Source organism: Thermomonas sp., from assembly GCF_029945965.1.
In the GTDB taxonomy this organism is placed as follows: Bacteria; Pseudomonadota; Gammaproteobacteria; order Xanthomonadales; family Xanthomonadaceae; genus Thermomonas.
Map to the genome: position 1 here is coordinate 372841 of NZ_JAQSDO010000006.1, position 26767 is coordinate 399607.

Here is a 26767-nt window from a genome sequence, read left to right on the forward strand (position 1 = left end):
GACATCCATGTCGCCTAAGGTCGCGAAAATCGCCTGCCGGCCATCCTCCTTGAGTTTGTCGCGTCATGACCAAAACAATTTACGGCCTCGCCAATTGCGACACCTGCAGGAAAGCCCGCAAGTGGCTTGACCGCTTTGGTGTTGCACACGTGTTTATCGACTACCGCGACAGCCCGCAATCGCCTGAGGGTTTGGTGAAGTGGAAGGACGCACTCGGTGGTTGGGAGGCGATGGTCAACAAGTCATCGACGACGTGGCGGAATCTTGCGCCGCAGCGCAAGACGCCCGGCAGTGATGCCGAATGGAAATTGCTGTTGCGCGAATATCCACAGCTGATCCGCCGGCCGGTCGTCGTAATGGATGACGTAAGTGTGTTGCAGGGGTTCAGTGACAACGGCTTCAAGAAATTGTTTGGAGTGGGCCAGTGAGCGAAGTGTTCGACCTGACTTGCGACTTGATCGCGCGGCCTTCGGTCACGCCGGAGGACGCCGGCTGCCAGGCTATGATCGCCACGCGGCTGGCGGCTTCAGGCTTCACGAACGAACACCTGCGGCTGGGCGAAGTCGACAATTTTTTTGCGACGCACGGCAGCGGTGATGGCCCGGTGCTGGTCTTGCTTGGGCATACCGATGTGGTGCCGCCGGACCCGTGCGAGGCCTGGGCTAGCGATCCCTTCGCGCCTGAAATTCGCGATGGCGTGCTGTACGGACGTGGGGCCGCCGACATGAAGGGCAGTGTGGCGGCGTTCGTGGTCGCGCTGGAGCGTTTCGTCGCTGGGCATCCGGATCACCCGGGCACGGTTGCATTGCTGCTGACCTCGGACGAGGAGGGCGATGCGATTGATGGCGTGCGCCGTGTCGCGAATATTTTCAAGGAGCGCGGCCAGCGCATCGATTGGTGCATTACTGGCGAGCCGTCATCGAAAGAAACGCTCGGCGACTTGCTGCGGGTCGGTCGACGCGGCTCGCTCTCGGCGACGCTTAACGTCAAGGGCGTGCAGGGCCACGTCGCCTATCCAGACAAGGCGCGTAACCCGATTCATCAGGCGATGCCGGCGTTGAGTGAACTCGCTGCGCGGCAGTGGGATATGGGCTACGAAACCTTTCCGCCGACCAGCTTGCAGATCAGCAACATCCACGCCGGCACCGGCGCCAACAACGTGATTCCAGGCGAGCTGCAGGTGTTGTTCAACTTGCGCTACAACCCGCATTGGGATGCGCCACGGTTGGAAGCCGAATGCGAAGCCGTGTTGCATGCGCATGGCCTTGAATACGATATCCATTGGTATCGCAGCGGTGAGCCGTTCCATACGCCGGAAGGTCCGTTACGTGCTGCGGCGCGCGAGGTGTTGGCTGAGTTCGCGGGTGCCGCGCCGGAAGAGAGCACCGGTGGCGGCACGTCCGATGCGCGTTTCATTGCGCCGCTGGGCACGCAGTGCATCGAGATCGGGCCGGTCAATGCGAGCATCCACAAGGTCGATGAAAACGTCCGCGTTGCTGATCTGGAACGCCTGCCGGATCTTTATCTGGCACTGATAGAGCGATTGATGTCCTGAGTTGCCGACCGTGCGGCGCTTCGGTCAGCGCAGCAGCAATACCGGGATATGGCAGGTCCGCAGCAATTGCGTGGTGGTGCTGCCCAGGATCATCGTGCGGATCCGCGAATGGCCGTAGGCGCCCATCACCAGCAGGTCGGCTTTCAGCTCATCTACGTGCCGGGCAATCGTCGTATCGGCGCTGCCTGGTTGCAGGTGCATGGTCGGCGTGAAGCCTGCGCTGGTGAGTTGCGCCTGCGCCCATGCGAGCGCATCGCGATGGTCGGTCGTGTCATCGCCAACCATCAGTACATGGCATTCGACATCGCGCAACAGCGGGCTGGCGCAGATCATCTCGATGCAGGTACGGGTGGTGGCGCTGCCATCGAAGGCGACCAGGAAGCGACTGATTGGCCGGTACTCGCGCGCGGCGACCAGCACCGGGCGATGCACTGCGCGCACCACGCGTTCCAGGTTGCTGCCGAGGTGGCCCTTGGCGAAATCCGCATGTTCGCCACGCTTGCCAATCACGATCAGCCGCGTGGCCAGCTCGAGATCGAGCAAGGTATCGACCAGCACGCCATGGCGTTGGGTGATCGTGGCAGTCACGCCGGATTTCACAAGCACCTCGGATTGCAGCTGTTGCAGCAATTCGCGGCCATGCGCCTGCGCCATTTTCGCGCGTTGTTCGTCAAGTGCGGCAAGTTCACCGAGCAGGACCTGGGTGGTGTCCATCGACAGGTTGCCGCTGAGATCTGGCGGGGCAATGCTTGGATCGCGCGCGATCACGTGCAGGAGTTCAAAGGGGGCACCCAAGTGGGTCGCGGCCCAGGCAGCAAGACTGGCGACGCTTGCGGCATAAACCGACGGGTCGATCGCAGCCAGCACGCGGCCATCGATATTGATCAGGGATTGGGTCATTGCGCTCCTCCAAATGCTCGCTCAGTGCCCGCCCATCAGGCGTTCGGCACCGGGTTTGTCATGGATCGCGAGCCGATCAATGATCGTCGCGCTCGCGTCATTCATGCCGATGATCTCGATGTTGCTGCCTTCGCGGCGGAATTTCAGCACCACCTTGTCCAGCGCACCGACCGCGCTGAGATCCCAGAAATGCGCATTGCTGACATCGATCACTACGCGTTCCAGTACTTCCCTGAAATCGAAGCGGGCGACGAAATCATTGGCCGATGCGAAGAACACCTGGCCTGTCACCGCATAGGTGCGCTCGCGACCATCGGCGCTTGCGGTCGAATCCACATGCAGTACCTGACCGACCTTGCGCGCAAAGAACAGCGCCGACAACAACACCCCGGTGAGCACGCCCCTGGCCAGGTCGTGGGTCATTACGGTGACGATGACAGTCCCGAGCATGACGATGCTGGAGGATTTTGGATGCGTGTGCAGGTTGCGAATTGACGACCAGCTGAAGGTGCCGATCGACACCATGATCATCACCGCCACCAGCGCCGCCATCGGGATCTGCTTCACCCACGGGCCGGCGAACACCACCATCAGCAGCAGCACGCTGCCGGCTACCAGCGTGGACAGGCGCCCGCGGCCGCCGGATTTCACGTTGATCACCGACTGCCCGATCATCGCGCAGCCGGCCATGCCGCCGATGAATCCGGTGGCGATATTGGCGATGCCTTGTCCCGCGCATTCGCGATTCTTGTTGCTGGGCGTGTCGGTCAGGTCGTCGATGATCTGCGAAGTCAGCATCGACTCCAGCAGACCAACCACTGCCAATGTCGCAGCAACCGGAAGAATGATCCCGAGTGTTTCCAGGTTAAGCGGAACCGATGGCAGCATGAAGATCGGCAGGCTGTCGGGCAGTTCGCCCATGTCGCCGACGGTGTGGATATCGAGCTTGAGCCACATCGCCACCCCGGTCAGGACCACAATTGTGACCAGTGGCGACGGGACCGCCTTGGTGATGCGCGGGAACAGATAGATGATGCCTAGACCGGCCGCAGTCATCGCATAGACGGTCCACGGCACATTGATCAGTTCGGGCAATTGCGCCATGAAGATCAGGATGGCCAATGCATTGACGAAACCGGTGATCACCGAGCGCGACACGAACCGCATCAGGCTGCCCAGCTTGAGCATGCCGGCGATGATCTGCAGCACGCCGGTCAGCACGGTGGTCGCCAGCAGGTATTGCAGGCCATGGTCCTTGACCAGGGTGACCATCACCAGCGCCATCGCGCCGGTGGCGGCAGAAATCATGCCGGGCCGACCACCGGCGAAGGCAATGACGACTGCAATCGAAAATGACGCGTACAAGCCGACCTTGGGGTCGACGCCAGCAATAATCGAAAAGGCAATTGCCTCGGGAATCAGCGCAAGCGCGACCACCAGGCCGGCGAGTACGTCGCCGCGGATATTGCCGAACCATTCCTGGCCAGCACGGGATGTCATCTTCAAAACGATTTTCCTGATACAGCCCACGGATCTCGGTACCGTGTCGATGGTGCGCGGGCAGAAGGTAGGAAGGCGGGGCGGATGCAGACAAAAGTGCTGTCGGCAAGGAGCATGTCTGCAGGGGCGGCCATTGTAAACGAGGCGGGCTGTTCGCCCTCCTGCCGGGATGAACCGGGATGGCGAAGCCACGGCAGTCGCGCCTCGCATGCCTGCTTGCGCGCTGGCCAGCGGCCATGCATAGTCGGCGCCATGAGCTTCCTGCGGACCATCAATAATCGTCTGAACGCCAGCCCCCCGCGGGTCGGCGATTAGCGCGCGCAACGCACGCAAATCGAACCGAGGCCCGCACCGAAACGTGCGGGCCTTTTCTTTTTTGCGGCGTACTTTTTCACCTCCACAAATTCACTTCCACATACTCCACGGCAGGACTTCCCCATGTGTTCGATCCTCGGTGTCTTCGATCTCCGCCCCGGTGCCGACATGCATCCGCTGCGTCCGCTTGCACTCTCGCTGTCGGCGCGCCAGCGCCACCGCGGGCCAGACTGGAGCGGCGTGCATGTCGATGCCAATGCGCTGCTGGTGCATGAGCGGCTGGCCATCGTCGATCCGGCGGGTGGCGCGCAGCCCATTCGTTCGGCTGATGGCCAGTTGGTGCTGGCGGTCAATGGCGAGATCTACAACCACCGCGAACTCGAACGCCGGCTGGCGAAGCAGTATTCCTACCAGACCGGTTCCGATTGCGAAGTCGTCAATGCGCTATATCGCGATGGCGAGGCACCGGCGACGTGGCTGGGTCGGCTCAACGGCATCTTTGCGTTTGCACTGTGGGATGCGGGCGCCAAGCATGCATTGATCGCGCGTGATCACATGGGCATCTGTCCGTTGTACTGGGGCCACGATGCCGAAGGACGGATCTGGGTCGCGTCGGAAATGAAGGCGATCACGCGCATGTGTCCCGATGTCGCTGCGTTCCCGCCGGGCCATGTGTTCGACACCGCCACTGGCGAGCTTACGCATTGGTACAAGCGCGCCTGGCGCGACTACGACGCGGTGCAGGGCGTGGCTGCCGACAAGGCAGAGTTGCGCGAGGCGTTCGAGCGCGCGGTGCATCGGCAGATGATGAGCGACGTGCCGTATGGCGTGCTGTTGTCGGGCGGACTGGATTCATCGCTGGTCGCGGCCTGTGCAGCCAAGTTCGCGCGCAAGCGCGTCGAGGACGACGACAGGGGCGAGGCCTGGTGGCCGCGCCTGCACAGCTTCGCGATCGGCCTGGACGGTTCGCCGGACCTGGCGGCGGCGGAGATCGCGGCCGAAGCGCTGGGCACCGTGCATCACGGCTTCACCTATAGCTTCGAGGAAGGTCTCGACGCGCTGCCGGAAGTGATTCGCCACATCGAGACTTATGACGTGACCACCATTCGCGCATCCACGCCGATGTACCTGTTGGCACGGCGCATCAAGGCGATGGGCGTGAAGATGGTGCTGTCCGGCGAGGGCAGCGATGAACTGTTCGGCGGCTATCTCTACTTCCACAAGGCACCGAATGCACGTGAGTTTCACGAAGAACTCGTGCGCAAACTCGACGCGTTGCACAGCTTTGACTGCTTGCGCGCGAACAAGTCGATGATGGCCTGGGGTGTGGAGCCGCGGGTGCCATTCCTGGATGTGGAATTCATGGACGTGGCGATGCGCATGGATGCCCAGCACAAGATGGCTGGGAACGGAAAAATAGAAAAAGGAATCCTGCGCGAAGCCTTCGAGGGCTATCTGCCGAAAGAGATCCTGTGGCGGCAGAAGGAACAGTTCAGCGATGGCGTGGGCTACGGCTGGATCGATGGATTGAAGGCACACGCCGAGGCCAATGTCAGTGACGTCGCGTTCGCCGAAGCCGCCACGCGCTTCCCGATCAACACACCGACGACCAAGGAAGGCTATTTCTACCGTGACCTGTTCGACCAGGTGTTCCCGGGCGATGCCTGTGCGAACACGGTGCCGGGCGGCAAGTCGATTGCGTGTTCATCGCCCGCCGCGATCGCATGGGATGCCGCATTCGCCAACGCCGCCGATCCATCCGGACGCGCGATTGCAGGGGTACACACGGCGGCGCTGTAACCCACGACGAAGACCAAGCTGTTGGCGACGACGAGACTGTGGGGTGTTCGCGCAGCGGCATTCAGAGCCGCGTAGCGAGCACGCCACAGTAGGCGGCGTCGCCTGCTCTCACGCGATCGGCAAACTGCGACAGCCCAACGCTTCCAGCACGCCATGCAGTGCCGGGAGTTGCATCAACCATGGCGCGGCAATCGTCACCAAGCCGCTACCCAGCACCAGCAGTCCGGCAGCAATGCGAAACCCGCCGCGTTGCAGGCGCTGGCCAAAACGCGCGCCAGCCCAGGTCAGCGGCACCATCATCGGCAAGGTACCCAGACCAAATGCCGCCATCGTCAATGCGCCATGGCTGGCGCTGGCCTGAAGCCATGCAGCTGCCAGCAGGGTGGTGCTCAAGCCACACGGCATCCAGCCCCACAACATGCCCAGCAGCAGTCGCTTGGTGAGAGTGTCGGCCGGAATCAAATGTCGTTGCAATGGCCGCAGCAGTTGCCAGAAGCGCGTGGCGGGGCCGCCGAAGAAACGTGGCAGGTGATTCTTGCGATCCAGCAGGCGCAGGCCGGCGATGACCAGCACGATGCCGACCGCCGCGCGCATCACCACCCCCAACATGGGAATGCGTGCGATGCCGAGCAGACCGCTGCCTATTCCGCCCACAATCGCGCCGGCCAGCACATAACCCAGCACGCGCCCAAGATTCGGCTGCAGCGCCTGCCACCAACCGCGATTACCGTTGCCAATGCTGGTGGCAATGCCGCCGCACATGGCCGCGCAATGCGCGCCACCCAACAGGCCGGTGGTCAATGCGGCGCCGAGTACCAGCAGGTCAACCGGCATCGCTACTCCCGTCATCATCGTCATGGCGTTGTGGCGTTGCTGGCGGCAGATCGTCCTGCAGGATGTCCAGCGCAGCGGTGTCCAGGTCTTCGAACTGGCCGCGGCGCACCGCCCAAACAAATGCCCAGGCCGCCACGCCGAGCAGCATCAAGCTGATGGGGATCAAGACCAACAGGATTGCCATCAATCGGTCCGGGCAATGGGCGCGGCTGCGATCATCGCAGGTGTCGATCGCTGTTGCGGACGGAATGCCGTGACGCGTTGGCGTGGCGAAAGACGCAATGCATTGAGCGTCACCGTCAGCGACGAGACCGCCATGCCCAATGCCGCCAGCCAGGGCGTGACCAGGCCCGCAGCAGCCAACGGCAATGCCAGCAGGTTGTAGCCAAGTGCCCAGGCCAGATTCTGCCGGATGATCGTGCGCGTGCGCCGGGCCAGCGCCACAGATTCAGGGATTCGCATCAGCGATGGATGCGACAGCACCAGGTCGGCGGCGCGCTGCGCGAGTGCCGCGCCATTGGCCAGCGCCAGCGACACGTCGGCGCCGGCGAGGACCGGTGCATCGTTGAGTCCGTCACCGACCATGGCTACACGGCGACCTTCGGACTGCAGGCCGCGCACGAACGCCAGCTTCTGCTCAGGCGTCTGCCGCGCATGCACATCGTCGATGCCCAGCATTTCGCCAAAACGCATCACTGCGGCGTGCGCATCGCCGCTCGACAGATGCAGGCGCAGGCCCTGTGCGCGCAATGCGGCGATGGCGGCGGCGGCTTCGGGCCGCGCACTTTCCTGCACGCCAAAGCGAGCAACGCCGCGCACGCCATCGCTGAGCCACAGGGCGCCATCGTCTACACCGCCGCAGGCAAAGCCGGCCTGGCCAAGCCGCCACTTGACGCCATCGATCATGCCTTCGATGCCGGCTCCCGGCAGCGTGCGCACATTGCTCGCATGCGGCGCGTCGTCGACTTCGGCGAATACGTGCTGCAGCGGATGGCCACTGTCGCGTTCAAGTGCCGCGGCGATGCGCAATGCCTGAGCAGTGTCGAATCCTTCGAAGGTGTCCACCGAGCTGCGTCGCGGCCTGCCATCGCTGAGCGTGCCGGTCTTGTCGAACACCACGTCGGTCACCCCGGCCAGCGTCTCAAGTGCATCCGCGCGCAACGGCAGCACGCCAGCGCGGGCCAATGTGCCGTGGGCGACGGCGAGCGCAGTGGGAATCGACAGGGACAGTGCGCACGGGCAGCTGATCACCAGCAGCGCCAAGGTCACTTCGAATGCACGCGAGGGATCGTGGATGCGCCACGCCAGCCACACCAGTAACGCGGCCAGCAGCAGGGCGAGCACAAACCAGCCGGCGATGCGGTCGGCAAGCCGTGCCAACGGTGGTCGGTGTGCCTGAGCATGATCCACCATCCGCGCGAGTTGCGAGAGGCGGGTATCGGCGCCCACGCGATGCACGCGCAGGCGTGCGGATTGCTCGCGACACACGGTACCGGCATATACTTCGCTGCCCGGCTGCTTGTTCACCGCGGTGGCTTCGCCGGTCAGCAGGGCTTCCTCGAAACTGGCATTGGTATCCAGCAGTGTGCCATCGGCTGGCACCACATCACCTGCGGCGACACGCACGATGTCATCGATGCACAAAGCCGCGACCGGCACCGCTTCACGTGTACCGTCGGCTGACTCGCGCACCGCAATCACCGGGCGCGCCCGCGCCAGCGCATCGACCTGCGCACTTGCGATGTTGCGCGCACGCTGCTCGAGCATGCGCGCCGCGAGCAGCAAGAACACGAACATCACTGCCGCATCAAACCAGACATGCGGTCCGCCGCGGATGGTCTCGACCACACTGGCGCCGTAGGCCAGCAAGGTTGCGCTGGCGATCAGCGTGTCCATGCCAAGCCTGCGGCCGCGCAGTTCACGCAGCATACCGGCGATGAACGGCCAGCCCGACCAGAACACCACCGGCGTGGATACCAGGAAGGTCAGCCAGCGGAAGAAGTCGCGGGTCGCCAGCGGCATTTCATGGTTGGTGTCGAGGTACAGCGCTTCGGCGAACATCATCGCCTGCATCGTGCCAAGGCCTGCCAGGCCAAGTCGGAGCAACCAGCGATTGCGTTCGCTGCGGCGTGCCTGCTCGCGCGCTTGCCCGCTACTGAGGTAACTGCGATAGCCGAGTGCCGCGATTCGTTCAAGCAATTTCGACAGCGCGACGCGGGTCGGATCCCATGCGATGCGGATGCGTCCGGTGACGGCATTGGCGCTGATGTCGAGGACACCGTCTTGCGTACGCAACGCACGGTCGATCAGCCAGGCGCAGGCGGCGCAGTGCATCCCGTCCGACAGCACGGTGATCTCGCGGCCACCGGCGACGGCATGGACGTGATCCTGCAGCAGGTCATCGCGATCCCAGCTGGAAAAGTCGACGATAGCCTCGCCGACCTGGTCTGCGGGTGCGGTGCGCAGCTGGTAATAGTTGGCGAGGCCGGCATCGGCGATCCATTGCGCAGCGCCCGCGCAGCCGGCGCAGCAGAACGCATGCGACTGACCGTCGAGGGTTGCGATCACGGGTGGTGAGGGAAGTGGCTCGCCGCAGTGATGGCAGGCGCGATCAGCCGATGTGTTCACTTCGCGTCCAGCGCGGGCCCCAGGTGCGTGGCCCGTTGACCGCGTGGCAGGCGTCCGCGCAGGCGCCAGTTTCCACCAGCACCTGCATTGCCATCGCTCAATCGCGCGTTCCAGTCATGGCCGCTATCGGCCGTGTACTTGACGTGCCAGCCAAGCTCATCAGGCAGCAGCGTCAGCGACACATCGTCGTCCTGCCGGTTCGGATGCAGGAGTTGCAGGTGCAGGGGCTGGCTGCGCAGGAATTCGCCGCCGGCAGGGAACACGCGCAACATACCATCCTCGGACTGCAGCACCGCTCCCAGCTTCAGCTCCATCGCGCGGGCATCGGGGCCGATGTCAGCCTCCTGGATCTGGCCGGTGTGCTGGACCTTGTCGGCGACCATGTCGTTGTTTCCACTGGAACGCGCCGCCGCGACCAGCAGGGCGATCGAGGCGACCACCGCCAACGCGGGGAGCGCCACCACCAGCCACACCATCGGTTCCTTCCATGCGCGACGTGGTTCGGTCATGGCATGGGTCCAAAGAAGCTGCTGTCCACTGATTTCTCCGTGCCGTCAGCAGCTGTGACAATAATCCGCAGGTCGTGCCGGCCAGATGTTGCATTGCCTGCCACCATCGTCAGTGGCAGTGCCGCCACCGAGCTTGCTTCAACCGAAATATCGGGTGACTCGCGCAGGTGCAGTCCGGACACGTCGGACTGGACTTTGACCGTATACAGCTGTTGCTGGTCGGTCTTGTTCACCAATTTGAGCGTGTAGCTGTTTTCAATACCTTCTGAGGACTCACGGTAGAGGGCGTTGCGATCACGCAACACCTCCACGATCAGCGGGGTGCGGTGCGCAACGCCCCAGGCCCAGGCCAGGATCAACCCGAGCAGGATCAAGCCGTACACCATGATGCGTGGACGCAATACGCGGGTGGCCTTGCCGTCGATCGCATTCTGGGTTGAATAGCGGATCAGGCCATGCGGATAGCCGACCTTGTCCATGACCGCGTCACAGGCATCGATGCAGGCGCCGCAGGCGATGCATTCGTATTGCAGGCCGTTGCGGATGTCGATCCCGGTCGGGCACACCTGCACGCACAGGGTGCAGTCGATGCAGTCACCCAGTGCATCCGGCGCGAATTTTGGAAGCGGTACGGCGACCATGCCAGCGGCGGCCATCGTAATAGTGCCTGCTGCATGCACCTGCGCCGTCGCTGCGCTCGGATGTTGCGCCGAGCGGAACACGTAGTCGGAAGCGGTGGCCTCATCCAGCAGGCCGCGGGCGCGCTCCAGCACGCTGGCCAGGCCGCGCTTGCGCGGGCCGCGCGGTTCCCCGCGCATCGGGTCGTAGGCAATGATCAGCGTATTGCGGTCGAACATCGCGCTCTGGAAGCGCGCGTAGGGGCACATGTACTTGCACACCTGCTCACGCAGGAAGCCGGCATTGCCCCAGGTCGCGAGTGCATAGAAGAACACCCAGAACGTTTCCCAACCGCCCCACTGGAACGGATAGACACGCGCCGTCAGGTCGTGGATCGGCGTGAAGAAACCCACGAAGGTAAAGCCCGTCCACAACGCGAACAGCAGCCACACCATGTGCTTGCTGCCCTTGCGCATCAGCTTCTCGCGGCTCCACGGGGCCGCATCGAGTTTCATGCGCTTGTGGCGGTCGCCTTCTATGGCGCTTTCCATCCACAGGAAGACCTCGGTCCACACGGTCTGCGGGCACGCATATCCGCACCACAACCTGCCGGCGAGCGCGGTGAAGAAGAACAGGGCAAGCGCGGCGATCATCAACAGCATTGCCAGGAACAGGAAGTCCTGCGGCCAGAACGTCATCCCCAACACGTAGAACTTGCGTGCAGGCAAATCGAACAGCACAGCTTGACGACCGTCCCACTTCAGCCACGGCATCAGGTAGTACATGCCGAGCAGCCAGAACACCGCCGCCACCCGCAAGCGGTTGAGCGGTCCGGAGACGTCACGCGGATAGACCTTGCGCTCGCTGACGTAGGCTGAGCCGCCGGTATCGATCACATCCAGTGGAATCTGCTTGTTCGCCATCATTCAGCCTGGCGGCAACGGCCGGTTGAAGCGGCTGGCCGGGCGCAAAAGGATCCAGGTGAACAGGCTCGAGGACGCAGTCGCAAGCCAGAACATGAAGAAGCCGATGCTGTAGCCAAGTCCACGCGTCATTGGTAGCGATGGAAAGGTCATGTCGCGCAGCACCAGTGGATCGACGAAGGCGAAGAACACCATGGTCGCAACACCAGCGGCGAAGAAACTCGGCCACAGGATCGCGCCGACCATCTGCGCCAACGGTAGCGGCGGATGATCTAAACCCGGCGTGGTGAAACTGGTCATGGCATCCCGATCATGGGGCGTTGCCGACGTTGGTGCCGGCGTCGGGGCGATGCGACAACGACCAGACATAGGCTGCAGCCAGGCGCACCCGGGTATCGCCCAGCAGGGCGCCATGCGCAGGCATCACGCCGTGGCGACCGTTGTTGATGGTCTGGCGCATTGCTGCCGTACTTTTGCCGTAAAGCCAGTAGTCGTCGGTCAGGTCAGGGGCGCCAAGCGCCTGGTTGCCCCTGGCGTCCACGCCATGGCAGCTGACACAAAGCCCTTCGTACAGGGTTTTGCCGCGTGCGGCGGCGTAATCAGCCCCGGCCGGCGCGCCATTTCCGCCTAGCTGGCGTACATAAGCGATCACGTAGTCGGTGGCATCCACGCCCCCCATTCCCGACAACACCTTTCCCCATGGCGGCATCACGCCTTCGCGGCCATTGAGCACGGTTTCCAGGATCTGATCCGGCTTGCCGCCCCAATGCCAGATGTTGTCGGACAGGTTGGGATAGCCAGTTGCGCCCTTTGCCGACGAGCCATGGCAGGTCGCGCACGTGTTGCCGAAGATCGAACGACCCAAACGGACCGCGTTCGCATCGCCCGCGAGCACGTTGATCGACTTGCCGTGGTAGGGCGCGAATGTTTTTTCCAGCCGTGCCGTGTCCGACGCAAGGTCGCGCGCGTGTTCGCCCTGCGAGGTCCACTTGCCGAGCCCCTGGTAACCACCCAGTCCGCCATACCAGGCCAGGTAGCCGATGGCGAACACGATCGTCAGGTAGAACAGGTTGATCCACCAGCGCGGCAGGGGCTTGTTGTACTCGGTGATGTCGCCATCCCAGACATGGCTGGTGTCATCCGGCTTGGCATCGCCGGGACGGCTTTTCGCCGACCACCACAGCAGCCAGACGCAGCCACCGATATTGATCACCACCAGCACGATCACATACCAGGACCAAGCGGTGCTCATGGTTTGTTCTCCACGGTACGGGTGCCGTCCGCGGTTTCCGCGTCATCCAGCGGCAGCTGCGCCGCGGCGTCGAAATCGGCGCGGCGGCGTGGGCTCCAGGCCCATGCCCAACCCGCCAGGAACAGGACCAGCAGTATCGAGGTGATGATTCCGGACAACATCTTAACCTCCCTTGGGCGCGTGCTTGCCGAGCTGCTGCAGATAGGCCACGACCGCATCTAGCTCGGTCTTTCCGGCCACTGCCGCAGGAGCATCGGCAAGATCGGCATCGGTGTAGGGATCGCCGAGGCGCTTCAACGCACGCATATGCTGCTGGACCGTAGCGCCATCTAGTGTGTTGGTTGCCAGCCACGTGAAACTGGGCATGTTCGATTCGGGCACCACGTCGCGTGGATTCAACAAATGCGTGCGATGCCAGTCGTCTGAATACCGGCCGCCCACGCGTGCCAGGTCAGGACCTGTGCGCTTGGAACCCCACTGAAACGGACGGTCGTACACTGACTCCCCCGCCATCGAGTAGTGCCCGTAGCGCTCGGTTTCGAAACGCAGCGTGCGGATCATCTGCGAATGGCAGTTGTAGCAGCCTTCGCGGATGTAGATATCACGGCCGGCAAGCTCCAGCGCCGGATAGGGCTTGACCCCGGGCAACGGCTTGATCGCTTCGGCCTGATACATCAGCGGGACGATTTCGGCGAGTCCGCCGAAGGACACTGCGACCGCGATCAGCACGACCAGCAGGCCGACATTCTTCTCGATCTTCTCGTGCGGATTGGGCTTATGGGTACTCATGGCATTCCTCAGGCTCGGGCTTCGGAAGCGTCGGGTGGTAGCACGGCTTGTGGCATGATTTCGCCGGCGTCGCGCCAGGTCATCAAAACGTTCCATGCCATCAGCAGCATGCCGCTCAGCACCAACAGCCCGCCGAACAGGCGCGCCAGGTAGTAGGGATAAGTTGCGTTCAACGCTTCAACGAAGGTGTAGGTCAGGGTGCCGTCGGCATTGGTTGCACGCCACATCAGGCCCTGCATCACGCCTGCAATCCACATCGCGGCGATGTAAAACACCACGCCAAGCGTGTGCAGCCAGAAGTGGGTGTCGATCAGCTTCACTGAATGCATCTTGCCGGTGCCCAGCAGACGCGGCAGCAGCGCGTAGAGCGAGCCGATCGAAATCATCGCGACCCAGCCCAGCGCGCCCGCATGCACATGGCCAATGGTCCAGTCGGTGTAGTGGCTGAGCGAATTGACCGTCTTGATCGACATCATCGGCCCCTCGAAGGTGGCGATCATGTAGAAGCTCAGCGAGACGATCAGAAACTTCAGGATCGGGTCGGTGCGCAATTTGTGCCACACGCCCGACAACGTCATGATCCCGTTGATCGCGCCGCCCCACGAGGGCGCCAGCAGGATCAGCGAGAAGACCATGCCGACCGACTGTGCCCAATCCGGCAACGCGGTGTAGTGCAGGTGGTGCGGCCCGGCCCACATGTAGACCGCGATCAATGCCCAGAAGTGCACGATCGACAAGCGGTATGAATAAATGGGGCGCCCGCACTGCTTGGGCACGAAGTAATACATCATCCCGAGGAAGCCGGCGGTCAGGAAGAAACCCACCGCGTTGTGGCCGTACCACCACTGCACCATCGCATCGACCGCGCCGCTGTAGATCGGATATGACTTCCACAGGCCGGCCGGGATCGCCAGGTTGTTGACGATGTGCAGCAGGGTAATGGTGATGATGTAGGCGCCGTAGAACCAGTTGGCGACGTAGATGTGCTTGACCTTGCGCTTGGCAATGGTGCCGAAGAACAGGATTGCGTAACACACCCAGACCACCGCGATCAGCAGGTCGATCGGCCACTCGAGTTCGGCGTATTCCTTGCCCTGGGTGATGCCCAACGGTAACGTGATCGCCGCGGCCACGATGACCAGCTGCCAGCCCCAGAACACGAACGCCGCCAGCCGGTCGGACAGCAGGCGCACGTGGCAGGTGCGCTGGACCACGTGCAGGGACGTGGCGAACAGCGCGCTGCCGCCGAATGCGAAGATCACTGCATTGGTGTGCAGTGGCCGCAAACGTCCATAGCTCAGCCATGGGATGCTTTCACCCAGGGTTGGCCAGTAGAGCTGGGCGGCAATGAACACGCCCACCAGCATGCCCACGATCCCCCAGACCACGGTGGCGATGGAGAATTGAAGGACTACCTTGTCGTTGTAGGTGTTGCTCAGGGCCTGCATGCGTATCTCCGGATTTCCCTGCAATGGTAGGCAGCGCGGCCTGCAATCGACTTGATCTGAATCAATTCGCTGCTGCAGGTCGCGGTGCATCACGCTGAAGTATGTGCCATTGGTCAATACTAGGTCCTTGCGGCGCGCCAGCGCCGTGGCTGGACCCTTGCATGAACGATCCAATTCCCCTTGACCTGGTGCGACTGCGCCGCAGTTGTGCCGAATGTTCGCTGCAACAGCTATGCCTGCCGGCGGGTATCGAGGGCGACGACCTGCGTCGGCTTGAGGACGTGGTGCAGCGTCGCCGTCCGCTGGAAGCTGGGGATCGCCTGTTCCGGGTCGGCGATGCGTTGCAGTCGGTATTCGTGGCCAGCGAAGGCACCATCAAAACAGTTGGCATCAGTGAAGCGGGCGAGGAACATGTGCTGGGCTTCCATCTGCCCGGTGAATTGTTCGGGCTGGATGCCATCGGAACCGGCTATCACCGCTGCGAAGCCATCGCGCTGGGCAAGGCGCGGGTTTGCGAATTGCCGTTCAATGAGCTGGCCGTTGTGGCCGCACAGTTGCCCAGCTTGCAGAGGCAGTTGCTGCGCGTGATGGGCCAGAGCAGCGACCGCGACCAGGATCATCTCGACGTATTGACGCGCCGCCAGGCCAGCGAGCGCATCGCGCTGTTTTTGCAAGGGTTGAGCCAGCGCTACCGGCGCATTGGCCAACCCGGTGATGAATTCCAGTTGCCGATGAGCCGCGAGGAGATCGCGCGCCATCTCGGCCTGGCAGTCGAAACCGTGAGCCGCAGCTTCAGCCGCCTGCACGAGGAAGGCGTCATCGCAGTGCGTGGTCGGTGGGTGCACATCATCGATGTCGCTGGCTTGAATGCCGCGGCAAGCGGTTGCGAAGTCGAGGCCAAGCGCGTCGAGGTCGTGCGCGCCGAGAAAGCACGCTCGCCGCGCTGACGCCGCCTCAGCGCAGGGCTTTCTTCACTTCCGCCACAAACTCGGGATCCGGCTGGCTGCCCATCTTCTCGGTGCGGGCCAGGATGCGGCCATTGGCATCCAACAGAACCAGTGCGCTGCTGTGGTTGAAGCCGCCATCGGCAAGCTTCCGATAACGGATGTTCAGCACGCCGGCCACTGCACGCACGTCCTTTTCAGGCGGCGATGCCAGTGTCCAGCGCTTGGTATCGAGCTTGCGCTTGTCGACCACGGTCTTCAGCGTGGCCGGATCGTCGTTCTTCGGATCCATGCTGATCAGCAGGATGCCGAGCTTCTTTTGCTGAGTGGCATCCAGCTGTTGTTCGATCGCCTTGCCGGAATCCACGATCAACGGGCAGATGTACTGGCAGGAGGTGTAGAACATCGCGACCAGCTGCGGCTTGCCGCGGCGCGTGCCCCAGTCCGCGGTGTGGCCGTCCTGGTCGGTGAGCGGCAGCGACAGCTGGTACAGCGAATCGGCTGGCAAAGGGGCGGTCTTGCCCGCCGCGGCTGCATCAATAGGAAAAAGCCCAACCGACAACAAGCCACCCGCAAACAGCAGCATGCCGATGGCGAACACGCGGCCTCGGAAAATCTTTGTCATTTCGCACTCCTTGCACAACGGAAACCCATGTTCGCGGTAGCGTCGGCGCCGCTCAGCGACGACAGCATCGCGACCCGCATCAGTACCGCGTAGTTCTCGCGGTCGTTCATCGACAGTGCGCCTGCTCCGCAGAACTTGGCGGTATCGGCGTCACCCTGCTTGCGATTATCACCATCGACCAGCAAGGCGGAATAGTCTTCGGTCCATTCCCATACCAGTCCGTGCATGTCCTGCACGCCGTACATATCTGGTGCCTGCAGGCCCACGCGCGGCAAGGCGCTGCTGGACGGACGTGAGTACCAGGCCAGGATGCGTTCGCGCCAAGCCGGATCGCTGCGCGCGTCGCGACGGGTTTCGTCAGACGCGGCGACGTATTCCCACTCCTGCCAGGTCGGCAGGCGTGCATCGATCGACTCGCAATACGCGCTCGCCGCGAACCAGCTGACCCAGGTCACCGGCTGGTCCGGCCTGGCGGCATCGCCAAGTTCTGTTGGTGAGGCCCAGTGCGACAGGTAGCGCTGTTCTGCGAACACCGGCGACACGCGGCCGCGTAGCCATTGCGGATCGCGCTTCACGAACGCGAGGAACTGCGCATTGCTGACGGGTGTACGCATCAGCGCAAATGGCTTAACCCGCGTGCCCTTGGACTCGTCTTCGTACTTCAGTGCGGAACGGAATGGCCCACCCGCAATCGCCGCGTACCTGATCCCCGTTGCGCCGACGGCGAGGCCGGCGAGGGGGATTGCGATCAACAACGCGAGCAGGGTACGGCGCATCGATCAGTGACCTTCGCCACCGGCATTGGCCGGCGCTGCGGCGCGTGCGGCCTTGGCATCATCGCGGCTGATCTGGCCGCCCGGGTTACCCCAGCTGTTGAGCACATAGGTGCCGATGTTGGCGACTTCGTCATCGGTCAGCTGCGCCATCGGCGGCATCACCGAGTTGTAGTCCTTGCCATTGACGGTGACCGGACCGGTCAGGCCGTGGGTGATGATCGAGGCGATGCGCTTCGGATCCTTGGCCAGTAAGTCGGACTTGGCCAGCGGCGGGAACACGCCTTCCATGCCGGCGCCATCGGGCTGATGGCAGGTCGAGCAGGTACCGGCGAACAACACCTTGCCGGCGGCGATCTGGTCTTCCTTGGTCAGCGTGCCGGCCTTGTAGGCCGCCGCGGCGGTGGTGATTGGCGTGCGGTTGGTGCCCGCGGCCTGGTCACCCAGGTACACCGCATCCACTTCCTTGCCTGAGTAGAGATCCTTGCGCTCAGGCCCCTCGGCCTTGAGGATCGCCAGCGCCCCCTTGTTGAACGCGCGGAAGATGCTGTGGTCGACGAGGATATAACTGCCCGGCACTTCGATGTGGAACTCGGCCATCATCGCGCCGCCGGATGGAATCAGCGTGGTCTGCACGTTCTCCTGGAACTTGGTGCCGCCTTCGTACCAGACCTTGTCGAAGATCTCGCCGATGACATGGAAGCTCGACACCAGGTTCGGACCACCGTTGCCCACGTACAGGCGCACGGTTTCATTGGTCTTGGCGGTCAGCGCCTTGTCGCCGGTCAGCGCACCTTCCATGCCGTTGAACAGTACATAGGTCGGGCGTTCGTCGATCGCCTTTTCCATGTCGAACGGCTGGTGGCCCTTCTCACGATATTTGCCGGTGGTGTAGAAGTCGCCCTGCATCACGTAGAACTCGCGGTCCACCGGCGGCAGGCCTTCCGGCGGCTCGACCAGGATCAGGCCGTACATGCCGTTGGCGATGTGCATGCCGACCGGCGCAGTCGCGCAGTGGTAGACGAACAGGCCGGCATTGAGCGCCTTGAAGGTGAAGCGGCTGACATGGCCGGGTGCGGTGAAGCTGGATGCAGCGCCGCCGCCTGGACCGGTCACGCCGTGCAGATCGATGTTGTGCGGCATCTTGCTGTCCGGCATGTTGCGCAGGTGGAACACCACCGTATCGCCCTGGCGCACACGGATGAAGCTGCCTGGCACGGTGCCGCCGAAGGTCCAGAAGGTGTAGGTGACGCCTTCGGAAATCGGCATCTCCTTTTCGATCACGTCGAGCTCCACGATGACCTTGGCTGGCGCATGCCGGCCGGTAGCCGGTGGCACGTTCGGCGGGCTGGTCAGAATCGCCTTGACCTCCGGACCTTGCGGCGGACCGAAGTCGCCCTTGGCCGAGCCACCGGTATCCGCGGTTGCCGCTGTTGCGATCTTCGTGTCCGCGTCCTGAGTCTTTCCGCTGCAACCGCTGAGCGTCAATGCCGCTGCGCCGAGCAGGCACCAGATCAGGCGCTCCGCAAAATAAGTCATCTTGATTCCCCGTAGGCTTGGTCGTTGTTCGATGGATGTATTTTCAGTGTTCGAAAATTTCTCGCCGTGATCTGAATCAAGTACGGCAGTGACTAGCGTTTTGCAGGCTCCTGCATGATGTGCGTGTGATGCATCGGATCCTCACCAACTTGTAGCAGACTTGATCCAACTCAAGATGATCAGCGTGTTTCGGCGTTAGCATTTCGATGTGGCATGCGCTTGCGCAGGCCACAACTCCGAGTCGCCAAGCCTCTGGTTCCCTTCGGGAATACGGCCAGTCGACCGCAGTCATCACGCCATCATGGCGGGCGGCTGAAGGGTGGTCATGGAAACGCGACTGCCTCCCGTATTTGGAAAGGAGTCACAACATGGCTGTGCTGGCCGACCGATATGGTCGGAATTTCCCGTATTTGCGGCTGTCGTTGCTTGAAGCATGCAACTTCCGTTGCACGTACTGCTTGCCGGACGGCTATCAGGCGAACGGCAAACCACGATGGCTTACGCGCGATGAGATCGGGCGCCTGCTGCACGGCTTTGCCGCAGTGGGGCTGCGCAAGCTGCGCCTGACCGGCGGCGAACCCAGCTTGCGCACCGATCTCACCGACATCATCGCTGCCGCCGCCGCTACGCCTGGCATCGAAACCGTGGCGATGACTACCAACGGCATCCTGTTGCGCCGACACATCGAGCGTTGGCGCGATGCCGGGTTGAACGCGGTCAACGTGAGCCTGGACAGCCTGGATCCCCAGCGTTTCCATGCCATCACCGGGCATGACCGTGGCCTCGACATCCTTGCCGGCATCGACCTGGCGCTGGCCAGTGGCTTGCGCGCGGTCAAGCTCAATGCGGTCCTGCTGCGCGGGTTGAACGACAATGAGATGCCTGCATGGCGCGAGTATCTGCGCGACCGGCGCACGACGCTGCGCTTCATCGAACTGATGCAGACCGGTGACAACCGCGACTATTTCCAGCGCCATCACCTGCGTTCGGATGCGCTTGAGCAATCGCTGCTGGATGATGGTTGGTCGCTTGTTCCACGCGCGGTCGATGCGGGGCCCGCGCGTGAATATGCGCATCCGGATTACCTGGGCCGGATCGGGATTATTGCCCCGTATTCGCGCGACTTCTGCGCGGGCTGCAACCGCCTGCGGGTGACCGCGACCGGCGACCTGCGGCTGTGCCTGTTCGGCGATTTCGGCATCTCCTTGCGGCCGTTGTTGCAGTCCGATGCAGACATCGGCGAACTCACGTCTGTGCTGCATTCCCAGCTTGGATTGAAGAAGGCGGGCCATGGCCTACACGAGGGCAATACGGGTATCACGCCACACTTGGCATCGATTGGCGGATAAGCGGCAATTGTTTCTGCAGTAATCCTTGGTCAACAGGAGGAACGATCAATGTCCAGCGCGAATAACAACACGACTGACACTGCCTGCGTGCAGCGCGGAATGGCAGTTGACCGCGAGCTGGAGCAGAGCTTCCCTGCGAGTGATGCGCCCAGCTGGGCGCTTGGCCGCACGTCACTCCCGGTCATGATGAGTCCGGATCCGGTGCGCTATCGCGGCGTCTCGGCAAGTATTCTCGATGCGGTCGGCGACACACCATTGCTCGAGATCGATGGAATTTTCGCCAAGCTCGAGTTCATGAATCCGTCCGGATCGATCAAGGCCCGCATCGCGCTATACATGGTCGAGCGTGCCGAGCAACGCGGCCTGTTGCAGCCTGGCGACACGATTGTCGAGGCCACCAGCGGCAATACCGGCAATGCGCTGGCGATGGTAGCCGCGGTCAAGGGTTACCGGATGCTGGTGGTGATGCCCGAAGGACTGTCCAGCGAACGCGTCGCGATTTCCCGCGCGTATGGCGCAGAAGTGTTGTTTTGCGGCAACTTCCACGTCAACCAGGCATTGCAGCGCGCGCATGAGCTCGGTGCGCAGCCGGGTTACTTCTGTCCAAGCCAGTTCGAATCGGAAGGCAATATCGAGGAGAACCGCCTGATCCTGGGCCCTGAAATCCTTGCCCAGCTGCCCGCGGGCCGGCTTCCGGATGCGCTGGTGCTCGGCGTTGGCACCGGCGGCACCCTGATCGGCGTGGGCCAGGCATTCCGTGCGGTGAATCCGGCCGTGCGCCTGTTCGCGATGGAGCCATCGGAGTCGCAGACGATCCTCTGCGGTGAGATCGCCGGGCATGCCATCGAGGGGATTTCCGATGGGTTCGTGCCGGGCATTTTCCAACGCAATGCAGGGCTGATCGACGAAGTGACCTCCGTTTCAAGCCAGCAGGCGATCAATGAAATGAAGCGCCTGGCTCGCGAACATGGCCTGCTGTGCGGGCCAAGCTCGGGCGCACATTTGTTGGCGGCCAAACAAGTGCACTTGCGCTATCCCGAGCTGAAAACCATCGTCACGATTTTTTGCGATGAGGGCGAAAAATATCTGTCCGAACACTTTGGCAATCGTTCGACAACCGCCGATGTCGCGTTCCTTTGAAGTTGTTCAAGGAGTCCAAGATGAAACTACCGACCTTCTATGCACAGGCGCCTGTGGTGCAGACGTTCGATCCTTTGGCCCAGCTGTTGGGCGCGGCGACCGATGGCAAGCTTGACTATTCCTATGCGGATGTCGTGCGCCTTGCGGGTCATTCCTGCCCAACCGTGGCTGGTGCATTCCTGATGGGGCGTGCGGCCATGCAGACGTTGTATCCGGACGGGCCGGCCGAGCGGGGCCAGATTGAAGTGTCGATGCCGGCACCCGTGCATCACGGCACGACCGGCGTGGTGGCGCAGGTATTGACTCTGTTGACCGGTGCAGCAGCAGAAAACGGTTTCCAGGGCCTGGGTGGTCGCTATGCACGCGATGGCCTGCTCACCTTCGCTGGCCGGCATGTGTCGGACGCCATTACCTTCCGCCGCCGCGACAATGGCGCGGCAGTTGCGCTGCAACTGGATACATCCCCGGTACCTGGCGATCCGCGCCAGCGCGAATTGCTGACGGCGATCATGCAGGATACGGCCAGTGATGCAGACAAGCAGGCGTTCGCCGAGATCTGGCAGGAGCGCGTGCGGCGCATGCTGGTGGAGTTCGCGGATGATCCACGGGTGGTCAAGCTGACGCGGCTTGATGCGGCGAGTCTGCAGCTTGGCGCTGAAGCTGCATGACACGCTGTTACAAGCAAATCGATTTAATGAAGATATGCCAATGAAGAACTTCCAATGATCAGTTATGCCAGTGCGCTCCAGCACATCCTGCAGGCTTGCCAGCCGCTGCCACCCGTGCAGTTGCCGTTGGCGCAGGCGCTTGGGCGCGTGCTTGCGCAGGATGTGCGGGCGGACGCTGATCTACCGCCGTTCGACAACAGTGCGATGGACGGGTTTGCGCTGGCCAGCGCTGGAACGACGCTGGTGGCGGGGCATGAATTCGCGGTGGCGGGTTCGCAGGCCGCCGGTGATGGCCTGGCTGCCTACTCTGGTGAAGCCTGCGAGATCATGACTGGGGCCAGCCTGCCGGATGGCCTGGATTGCGTTGTGCCCGTCGAGCAGGTCAGTGTGCTGCAACGCGACAAAGATGGCTGCCCGCTTCAGATCCGGCTGGATGCCGAGGTGTCGCCAGGCGCGCATGTCCGCCGTCGTGGCCAGGACGTCGCGGTCGGTGATCCCATCGCATCCGCAGGCATCCGGCTCACGCCGGCATTGCATATGTTGCTGTCGTCGCTGGGCGTGGCCACGCTGATGGTGCGCCCGCAGGTGCCGGCCGCGTTGTTCACCACCGGCCGCGAACTGGTCGATGATCCATCGCAACCACTGTTGCCGGGCCAGATCCGCAACAGCAATGGTCCTTACCTGGCTGATCGGCTGGATGAGGCCGGCGCTCGCGTGGTGCATCGGGAAACCGTGGGCGACGATGCGCAGGCCTTCATCGCCGCGCTCGAACGAGGCCTGGCCGCCGGCGCGCGGGTGGTGCTCAGCACTGGCGCGGTGTCGATGGGGCGTCACGACTTCGTGCCCGACGCGCTGCGATCGCTGCACGCGACGATTTTATTCCACAAGGTGGCGATCCGGCCGGGCAAACCGCTGCTGTTCGCGCGGCTGCCGGGTGGCCAGTTGTATTTCGGCTTGCCGGGCAATCCGGTGTCGTCGGCGGTGGGCATGCGCTTCTTCGTCGAACCCGCATTGCGGGCGCTACTCGGCCAAGCGCCCGAACAACCTTTGCTGCTGCCGCTGGCTGCCGAGTCGAGGAAAAAGCCTGGCCTGCGGTTCTTCCTGAAGGCGTACGTGGCGCTGGGTGATGGCGCAAGGTTGCAAGTCGAGGTGATGTCCGGACAGGAATCCTTCCGGATCAAGCCGCTGCTCGCAGCCAATGCCTGGGTGGTGCTTGATGCCGACGCCGACATGCTGCCGGCAGGCACATTGGTGCCGGTGTTTGGACTGGATGGGCGCGGAATCTTGTTGACGAACGGAGAAGACACAGTTGGACATCGACCTTGAACTGTTTGGCGCCTTGCGTGGCCTGGAAGCAGGTGACCGCTTGACTGTGCAGTTAAATGGCGGGCAAGTGGCGGACCTGCGCGCAGCGCTGCAGGCTTATGCCAGCGCGAATTGGCCAAGCGCCAGTGCCGGCATCCTGGCCAGTTGCGCGTTTGCGACGAGCAGCGAGATCCTGCGTGATGCGCAGCCGTTGCCGGCAGACGGCCGCATGGCGGTGCTGCCGCCGGTCAGCGGGGGCTGAACGATGGATACGCATTTCGTCCACGTCGCTGATCGCGCGCAGGAAGCCATCGATGTGGCCGCCGCACTGGAATTCGTGTCGGATCCGGGCTTCGGCGGCATCACCATGTTCGTGGGCCGCATCCGCGACCTCAACCACGGGCACCGGGTGACCGGCATCAGTTACGACATGTACCGCCCGCTGGCATTGGCACGCTTCGCCGAGATCGCCGCGCAGGCGACGCGCGACGCCGGCCCTGCGCTGAAGCTGTATATCGCCCATGCCGTGGGCAGGCTTGAAGTCGGCGACGTGGCGGTAGTGGTGGCGGCCGGCACCCCGCATCGCGATGAAGCATTCCGTGCCTGCCGGGCCGCCATTGAAGCGGTCAAGCACGCCACGCCGATCTGGAAGCAGGAACATTTCGAGGACGGCGACAGCGCCTGGAGCGAGGGATGTTCGCTGTGCGATGCGCCAGTTGCAGCTTTGCCCAGGAGTGATGTGCCTGCGAGCGATGTGTCCGCACACGAACACGGCGATTGTGGCGGAGCGCACGGATGAAATTGCAGGTGCAAGGGCAACGCGTGCGCCTGCGGGTCGACGAGGCTGAGCTTGCGCGGTTGTTGGCAGGCGAGACGGTGGTCAACCGCACCGTGCTTGGCGCTGCCGTCGAGTTCTCGCAGAGGCTGGTCCTGGGTACAGGCGAGGGCGCAAGCACTACACCATCGCTTGTCGCGCGCGATGGCAGTTGGCATGTCGAACTGCCACGGGATGCCGTCGAGGCCTATGCAGGGCAGCTTCCGTGCCGGCATGCGCTTACATTTGAACTCGACCTCGGCGCTGGCGAGCGGATCGAGTTGAACTTCGAGGTCGATGTCCGCGACAGCATGAAGACACGCAGCCCACGACGGCGCCAGCAGGCGCCTGAATAAGGAAATCATCCGTTCCGACTGTTTCTGACAGGCATTTCGCCCGGCTTGGCTCCGATCCGGCATTGGATTGACACAAGTCAATACAGGGCGAATCGGGCCTGCCTATGCTGCGATCCAGGGCTCGGCAATGCCAATTCGGTAGCGCCTGGCTTCCCCGCGATGTGGGATGGAGACGCAAGATGACCGTTTCGACCGGACAGCAAGCTCCGCACAAGTCCAAAGTCCTGACCGATTGGCGCCCGGAAGATCCCGTGTTCTGGGAGCAGACCGGCAAGCGCATCGCCAACCGCAATCTGGCGATTTCGATCCCGGCCTTGCTGCTGGCGTTTGCGATCTGGATGCTGTTCTCGGCTGTGGCTGTGAGTCTGCCGAAGATCGGTTTCGCGTTCACCACTGATCAGTTGTTCTGGCTGACGGCGTTGCCAGGCCTGTCGGGCGCGACACTGCGCATCTTCTATTCGTTCATGGTGCCGATCTTCGGTGGTCGCCGCTGGACTGCGATTTCGACTGCCTTGCTGTTGCTCCCTGCACTCTGGCTGGGCATCGCGGTGCAGGATCCGTCCACGCCGTTCTGGCAATTCGCCGCGATTGCCTTCCTGTGCGGCCTCGGTGGTGGCAGCTTCGCCTCTTCGATGGCCAATATCTCGTTCTTCTTCCCGAAGGCGCGGCAGGGTTATGCCTTGGGCATGAATGCGGGCCTGGGCAACGTCGGCGTATCGGTGACCCAGTTCGTCGTGCCGCTGGTGATCACTTTGGGCGTGTTCGGCGCATTGGTAGGCAAGCCGCAGGCCACTGCCGATGGTGGAGCGCTGTACCTGCAGAACGCGGGCTTCATCTGGGTGCCATTCCTGGTGGTGTGTTCCATCGCTGCGTGGTTTGGCATGCACGACCTGGTTGCATCGCGATCGAGTTTCGCCGAGCAGTCGGTGATCTTTCGCCGCAAGCACAACTGGCTGATTTGCTGGCTTTACATCGGCACATTCGGAAGCTTCATCGGGTATTCGGCAGGATTTCCGATGCTGATCAAGACCCAATTCCCGGAGGTCAACGCGCTCACGTTCGCCTTCCTGGGCCCGCTGGTTGGCGCATTGGCGCGGCCCGTCGGTGGCGTGCTTGCCGACAAGCTGGGCGGTGCTGTGCTGACCTTCTGGGTGTTCGTGTTGATGATGGCATCGGTCGTCGGCGTCCTGTATTTCCTGCCAAGCGGTGGCTCGGGCGGCAACTTTGCTGGTTTCCTTGCGTTATTCATGCTGTTGTTCGTGTTGACCGGTATCGGCAACGCATCCGTCTTCAGGATGATCCCGGTGATCTTCCGCACGATGCGTGAGCGCGAACTTGGCACCGACCCAACCGATGAGGACAAGGCGATCGCGGCGCGTCGCGCGGGGATCGAATCCGCGGCAGTGATCGGCTTTTCCTCAGCCATCGGCGGCTACGGCGGTTTCTTCATCCCGAAGAGTTATGGTTCATCGATTGCCTTGACCGGTGGTCCGGAAACGGCGCTATACGGTTTCATCGCTTTTTACGCCACTTGCCTGGCGGTGACGTGGTGGTGGTACTACCGACGCGGTGCGGAAGCGCCGTGCTGATTTGGTATTCGTGATGGGTTTCAGTGCCGCACGCACTGCCTTTCCGGCTCAATTTGCTGTTCGAATGAGGATGTGACGATGAGCTATTTTCTGGACCGCCTGCAGTTTTTCAAGCGCGAGCGCGAAACCTCCGCCGATGGCCACGTCACGACCCGCGACGACGACCGCAACTGGGAAGACAGCTATCGTGCGCGCTGGCAGTACGACAAGATCGTGCGTTCCACCCACGGGGTGAACTGCACCGGTTCCTGCTCGTGGAAAATCTACGTCAAGAACGGCCTGATCACCTGGGAAACCCAGCAGACCGACTACCCGCGTACCCGTAACGATCTGCCGAACCATGAGCCCCGTGGCTGTCCGCGTGGTGCCAGTTACAGCTGGTACATCTACAGCGCCAACCGGCTCAAGTACCCGAAAATCCGCAAGCCATTGCTCAAGCTCTGGCGCGATGCGCGGCAGACCATGGCGCCAGTGGAAGCCTGGGCCAGCATCGTCGAGGACAAGGCCAAGGCCGACTCCTATAAAAGCAAGCGTGGCATGGGTGGCTTCATCCGCTCCAACTGGGAGGAAGTCAATGAGATCATTGCCGCGGCC

At 62.8% G+C, this 26767-nt stretch carries 27 protein-coding genes, 1 pseudogene and 1 riboswitch; of the genes and pseudogenes, 13 read left to right on the plus strand and 15 right to left on the minus strand.

The genetic code is table 11. The features are described 5' to 3' along the window. The first annotated feature begins 65 nt into the window (after window positions 1-65). A complete protein-coding gene (locus PSV05_RS03000) occupies window positions 66-428 on the plus strand; it encodes a Spx/MgsR family RNA polymerase-binding regulatory protein (RefSeq protein ID WP_300061211.1) in 363 nt (120 codons plus the stop codon). After that, on the plus strand, window positions 425-1555 hold the full coding sequence (dapE, locus tag PSV05_RS03005; protein ID WP_300061214.1) for a succinyl-diaminopimelate desuccinylase: 1131 nt from the start codon (window positions 425-427) through the stop codon (window positions 1553-1555). Before PSV05_RS03000 ends, dapE begins: the two co-directional genes overlap by 4 nt. Window positions 1556-1579: 24 nt before the next feature. Here the strand turns inward: dapE and PSV05_RS03010 are convergent, their stop codons facing one another. Beyond that, window positions 1580-2455 carry a universal stress protein gene (locus tag PSV05_RS03010; RefSeq protein ID WP_300061217.1) on the minus strand — a complete coding sequence of 292 codons (876 nt, stop codon included), beginning with the start codon at window positions 2453-2455 and terminating at the stop codon, window positions 1580-1582. Between the two features lie 21 nt (window positions 2456-2476). Beyond that, window positions 2477-3955 carry a SulP family inorganic anion transporter gene (locus PSV05_RS03015; RefSeq protein ID WP_300061219.1) on the minus strand — a complete coding sequence of 493 codons (1479 nt, stop codon included), beginning with the start codon at window positions 3953-3955 and terminating at the stop codon, window positions 2477-2479. A 438-nt stretch (window positions 3956-4393) separates the two neighbouring features. Between PSV05_RS03015 and asnB the strand changes: the two genes are divergently transcribed. Beyond that, window positions 4394-6070, plus strand: coding sequence for an asparagine synthase B (gene asnB, locus PSV05_RS03020; protein ID WP_300061222.1), 1677 nt, complete (start codon window positions 4394-4396; stop codon window positions 6068-6070). 108 nt (window positions 6071-6178) lie between these two features. Here asnB and PSV05_RS03025 read toward each other — a convergent pair whose 3' ends face one another. From PSV05_RS03025 to ccoN, 10 genes are read right to left on the minus strand one after another with little or no spacing between them, the layout of a single operon-like run. After that, entirely contained in the window at window positions 6179-6904 is a 726-nt protein-coding gene (locus tag PSV05_RS03025) for a sulfite exporter TauE/SafE family protein (RefSeq protein WP_300061225.1), read from the minus strand. After that, window positions 6894-7088 (minus strand): cbb3-type cytochrome oxidase assembly protein CcoS, encoded by a 195-nt coding sequence (gene ccoS / locus PSV05_RS03030; RefSeq protein ID WP_300061228.1) that lies wholly within the window; start codon window positions 7086-7088, stop codon window positions 6894-6896. Before ccoS ends, PSV05_RS03025 begins: the two co-directional genes overlap by 11 nt. Further along, window positions 7088-9532, minus strand: a complete 2445-nt coding sequence (locus tag PSV05_RS03035) for a heavy metal translocating P-type ATPase (protein ID WP_300061231.1) — start codon at window positions 9530-9532, stop codon at window positions 7088-7090. Before PSV05_RS03035 ends, ccoS begins: the two co-directional genes overlap by 1 nt. Then, window positions 9529-10041 carry a FixH family protein gene (locus PSV05_RS03040; RefSeq protein WP_300061234.1) on the minus strand — a complete coding sequence of 171 codons (513 nt, stop codon included), beginning with the start codon at window positions 10039-10041 and terminating at the stop codon, window positions 9529-9531. The genes PSV05_RS03035 and PSV05_RS03040 overlap by 4 nt, the downstream gene beginning before the upstream one ends. Next, window positions 10038-11582: a 4Fe-4S dicluster domain-containing protein gene (locus PSV05_RS03045; protein ID WP_345782229.1), complete on the minus strand. Its 1545-nt coding sequence runs from the start codon at window positions 11580-11582 to the stop codon at window positions 10038-10040. Before PSV05_RS03045 ends, PSV05_RS03040 begins: the two co-directional genes overlap by 4 nt. A gap of 3 nt (window positions 11583-11585) precedes the next feature. Beyond that, the gene (locus PSV05_RS03050) at window positions 11586-11882 is read right to left on the minus strand and encodes a hypothetical protein (protein WP_300061240.1); all 297 of its coding nucleotides are present in this window, start codon (window positions 11880-11882) and stop codon (window positions 11586-11588) included. Between the two features lie 10 nt (window positions 11883-11892). Then, the gene (gene ccoP, locus PSV05_RS03055) at window positions 11893-12834 is read right to left on the minus strand and encodes a cytochrome-c oxidase, cbb3-type subunit III (protein WP_300061243.1); all 942 of its coding nucleotides are present in this window, start codon (window positions 12832-12834) and stop codon (window positions 11893-11895) included. After that, window positions 12831-12995 carry a cbb3-type cytochrome c oxidase subunit 3 gene (locus PSV05_RS03060; protein ID WP_300061246.1) on the minus strand — a complete coding sequence of 55 codons (165 nt, stop codon included), beginning with the start codon at window positions 12993-12995 and terminating at the stop codon, window positions 12831-12833. The genes ccoP and PSV05_RS03060 overlap by 4 nt, the downstream gene beginning before the upstream one ends. Before the next feature lies 1 nt (window position 12996). Further along, entirely contained in the window at window positions 12997-13623 is a 627-nt protein-coding gene (gene ccoO / locus PSV05_RS03065) for a cytochrome-c oxidase, cbb3-type subunit II (protein ID WP_300061249.1), read from the minus strand. Between the two features lie 8 nt (window positions 13624-13631). Then, on the minus strand, window positions 13632-15071 hold the full coding sequence (gene ccoN, locus PSV05_RS03070; RefSeq protein WP_300061252.1) for a cytochrome-c oxidase, cbb3-type subunit I: 1440 nt from the start codon (window positions 15069-15071) through the stop codon (window positions 13632-13634). Between the two features lie 161 nt (window positions 15072-15232). On the opposite strand from ccoN, the gene PSV05_RS03075 reads away from it, so the two are divergent. Next, on the plus strand, window positions 15233-16018 hold the full coding sequence (locus tag PSV05_RS03075) for a helix-turn-helix domain-containing protein (RefSeq protein WP_300061255.1): 786 nt from the start codon (window positions 15233-15235) through the stop codon (window positions 16016-16018). A gap of 7 nt (window positions 16019-16025) precedes the next feature. Here PSV05_RS03075 and PSV05_RS03080 read toward each other — a convergent pair whose 3' ends face one another. From PSV05_RS03080 to nirK, 3 genes are read right to left on the minus strand one after another with little or no spacing between them, the layout of a single operon-like run. Then, entirely contained in the window at window positions 16026-16640 is a 615-nt protein-coding gene (locus PSV05_RS03080) for an SCO family protein (RefSeq protein ID WP_300061257.1), read from the minus strand. Then, window positions 16637-17416 (minus strand): formylglycine-generating enzyme family protein, encoded by a 780-nt coding sequence (locus tag PSV05_RS03085; RefSeq protein WP_300061260.1) that lies wholly within the window; start codon window positions 17414-17416, stop codon window positions 16637-16639. Before PSV05_RS03085 ends, PSV05_RS03080 begins: the two co-directional genes overlap by 4 nt. A 3-nt stretch (window positions 17417-17419) precedes the next feature. After that, a complete protein-coding gene (gene nirK, locus PSV05_RS03090; protein WP_300061263.1) occupies window positions 17420-18952 on the minus strand; it encodes a copper-containing nitrite reductase in 1533 nt (510 codons plus the stop codon). Between the two features lie 222 nt (window positions 18953-19174). After that, a riboswitch (molybdenum cofactor riboswitch) is annotated at window positions 19175-19329 on the plus strand. Between nirK and moaA the strand changes: the two genes are divergently transcribed. The 9 genes and pseudogenes from moaA to PSV05_RS03135 form a co-directional block, all read left to right on the plus strand. Continuing rightward, window positions 19321-20301, plus strand: coding sequence for a GTP 3',8-cyclase MoaA (gene moaA, locus PSV05_RS03095; protein ID WP_300061266.1), 981 nt, complete (start codon window positions 19321-19323; stop codon window positions 20299-20301). (Overlaps the previous riboswitch by 9 nt.) 48 nt (window positions 20302-20349) lie before the next feature. Next, window positions 20350-21441, plus strand: coding sequence for a cysteine synthase family protein (locus PSV05_RS03100; RefSeq protein WP_300061268.1), 1092 nt, complete (start codon window positions 20350-20352; stop codon window positions 21439-21441). A 20-nt stretch (window positions 21442-21461) separates the two neighbouring features. Next, window positions 21462-22109 carry an FmdE family protein gene (locus PSV05_RS03105; RefSeq protein WP_300061271.1) on the plus strand — a complete coding sequence of 216 codons (648 nt, stop codon included), beginning with the start codon at window positions 21462-21464 and terminating at the stop codon, window positions 22107-22109. Window positions 22110-22163: 54 nt separating this feature from the next. After that, on the plus strand, window positions 22164-23435 hold the full coding sequence (gene glp, locus PSV05_RS03110) for a gephyrin-like molybdotransferase Glp (RefSeq protein WP_300061274.1): 1272 nt from the start codon (window positions 22164-22166) through the stop codon (window positions 23433-23435). Next, window positions 23419-23676 (plus strand): MoaD/ThiS family protein, encoded by a 258-nt coding sequence (locus tag PSV05_RS03115; protein WP_300061277.1) that lies wholly within the window; start codon window positions 23419-23421, stop codon window positions 23674-23676. Before glp ends, PSV05_RS03115 begins: the two co-directional genes overlap by 17 nt. Before the next feature lie 3 nt (window positions 23677-23679). Next, window positions 23680-24213, plus strand: a complete 534-nt coding sequence (locus PSV05_RS03120; RefSeq protein WP_300061280.1) for a molybdenum cofactor biosynthesis protein MoaE — start codon at window positions 23680-23682, stop codon at window positions 24211-24213. Beyond that, entirely contained in the window at window positions 24210-24584 is a 375-nt protein-coding gene (locus PSV05_RS03125; RefSeq protein WP_300061283.1) for a hypothetical protein, read from the plus strand. The genes PSV05_RS03120 and PSV05_RS03125 overlap by 4 nt, the downstream gene beginning before the upstream one ends. A gap of 179 nt (window positions 24585-24763) precedes the next feature. Beyond that, window positions 24764-26173 carry a NarK family nitrate/nitrite MFS transporter gene (locus tag PSV05_RS03130; RefSeq protein WP_300061286.1) on the plus strand — a complete coding sequence of 470 codons (1410 nt, stop codon included), beginning with the start codon at window positions 24764-24766 and terminating at the stop codon, window positions 26171-26173. Between the two features lie 78 nt (window positions 26174-26251). After that, window positions 26252-26767: pseudogene (locus tag PSV05_RS03135) on the plus strand (molybdopterin-dependent oxidoreductase); the annotation flags it as partial.

Bases quoted from the DNA above. Each gene is read 5' to 3' on its own strand.
- PSV05_RS03000 (WP_300061211.1), top strand. From the start codon at position 66: ATGACCAAAACAATTTACGGCCTCGCCAATTGCGACACCTGCAGGAAA.
- PSV05_RS03010 (WP_300061217.1), bottom strand. From the start codon at position 2,455: ATGACCCAATCCCTGATCAATATCGATGGCCGCGTGCTGGCTGCGATC.
- PSV05_RS03015 (WP_300061219.1), bottom strand. From the start codon at position 3,955: ATGACATCCCGTGCTGGCCAGGAATGGTTCGGCAATATCCGCGGCGAC.
- asnB (WP_300061222.1), top strand. From the start codon at position 4,394: ATGTGTTCGATCCTCGGTGTCTTCGATCTCCGCCCCGGTGCCGACATG.
- PSV05_RS03025 (WP_300061225.1), bottom strand. From the start codon at position 6,904: ATGCCGGTTGACCTGCTGGTACTCGGCGCCGCATTGACCACCGGCCTG.
- ccoS (WP_300061228.1), bottom strand. From the start codon at position 7,088: ATGGCAATCCTGTTGGTCTTGATCCCCATCAGCTTGATGCTGCTCGGC.
- PSV05_RS03040 (WP_300061234.1), bottom strand. From the start codon at position 10,041: ATGACCGAACCACGTCGCGCATGGAAGGAACCGATGGTGTGGCTGGTG.
- PSV05_RS03045 (WP_345782229.1), bottom strand. From the start codon at position 11,582: ATGGCGAACAAGCAGATTCCACTGGATGTGATCGATACCGGCGGCTCA.
- PSV05_RS03050 (WP_300061240.1), bottom strand. From the start codon at position 11,882: ATGACCAGTTTCACCACGCCGGGTTTAGATCATCCGCCGCTACCGTTG.
- ccoP (WP_300061243.1), bottom strand. From the start codon at position 12,834: ATGAGCACCGCTTGGTCCTGGTATGTGATCGTGCTGGTGGTGATCAAT.
- PSV05_RS03060 (WP_300061246.1), bottom strand. From the start codon at position 12,995: ATGTTGTCCGGAATCATCACCTCGATACTGCTGGTCCTGTTCCTGGCG.
- ccoO (WP_300061249.1), bottom strand. From the start codon at position 13,623: ATGAGTACCCATAAGCCCAATCCGCACGAGAAGATCGAGAAGAATGTC.
- ccoN (WP_300061252.1), bottom strand. From the start codon at position 15,071: ATGCAGGCCCTGAGCAACACCTACAACGACAAGGTAGTCCTTCAATTC.
- PSV05_RS03075 (WP_300061255.1), top strand. From the start codon at position 15,233: ATGAACGATCCAATTCCCCTTGACCTGGTGCGACTGCGCCGCAGTTGT.
- PSV05_RS03080 (WP_300061257.1), bottom strand. From the start codon at position 16,640: ATGACAAAGATTTTCCGAGGCCGCGTGTTCGCCATCGGCATGCTGCTG.
- PSV05_RS03085 (WP_300061260.1), bottom strand. From the start codon at position 17,416: ATGCGCCGTACCCTGCTCGCGTTGTTGATCGCAATCCCCCTCGCCGGC.
- nirK (WP_300061263.1), bottom strand. From the start codon at position 18,952: ATGACTTATTTTGCGGAGCGCCTGATCTGGTGCCTGCTCGGCGCAGCG.
- moaA (WP_300061266.1), top strand. From the start codon at position 19,321: ATGGCTGTGCTGGCCGACCGATATGGTCGGAATTTCCCGTATTTGCGG.
- PSV05_RS03100 (WP_300061268.1), top strand. From the start codon at position 20,350: ATGTCCAGCGCGAATAACAACACGACTGACACTGCCTGCGTGCAGCGC.
- PSV05_RS03105 (WP_300061271.1), top strand. From the start codon at position 21,462: ATGAAACTACCGACCTTCTATGCACAGGCGCCTGTGGTGCAGACGTTC.
- glp (WP_300061274.1), top strand. From the start codon at position 22,164: ATGATCAGTTATGCCAGTGCGCTCCAGCACATCCTGCAGGCTTGCCAG.
- PSV05_RS03120 (WP_300061280.1), top strand. From the start codon at position 23,680: ATGGATACGCATTTCGTCCACGTCGCTGATCGCGCGCAGGAAGCCATC.
- PSV05_RS03125 (WP_300061283.1), top strand. From the start codon at position 24,210: ATGAAATTGCAGGTGCAAGGGCAACGCGTGCGCCTGCGGGTCGACGAG.
- PSV05_RS03130 (WP_300061286.1), top strand. From the start codon at position 24,764: ATGACCGTTTCGACCGGACAGCAAGCTCCGCACAAGTCCAAAGTCCTG.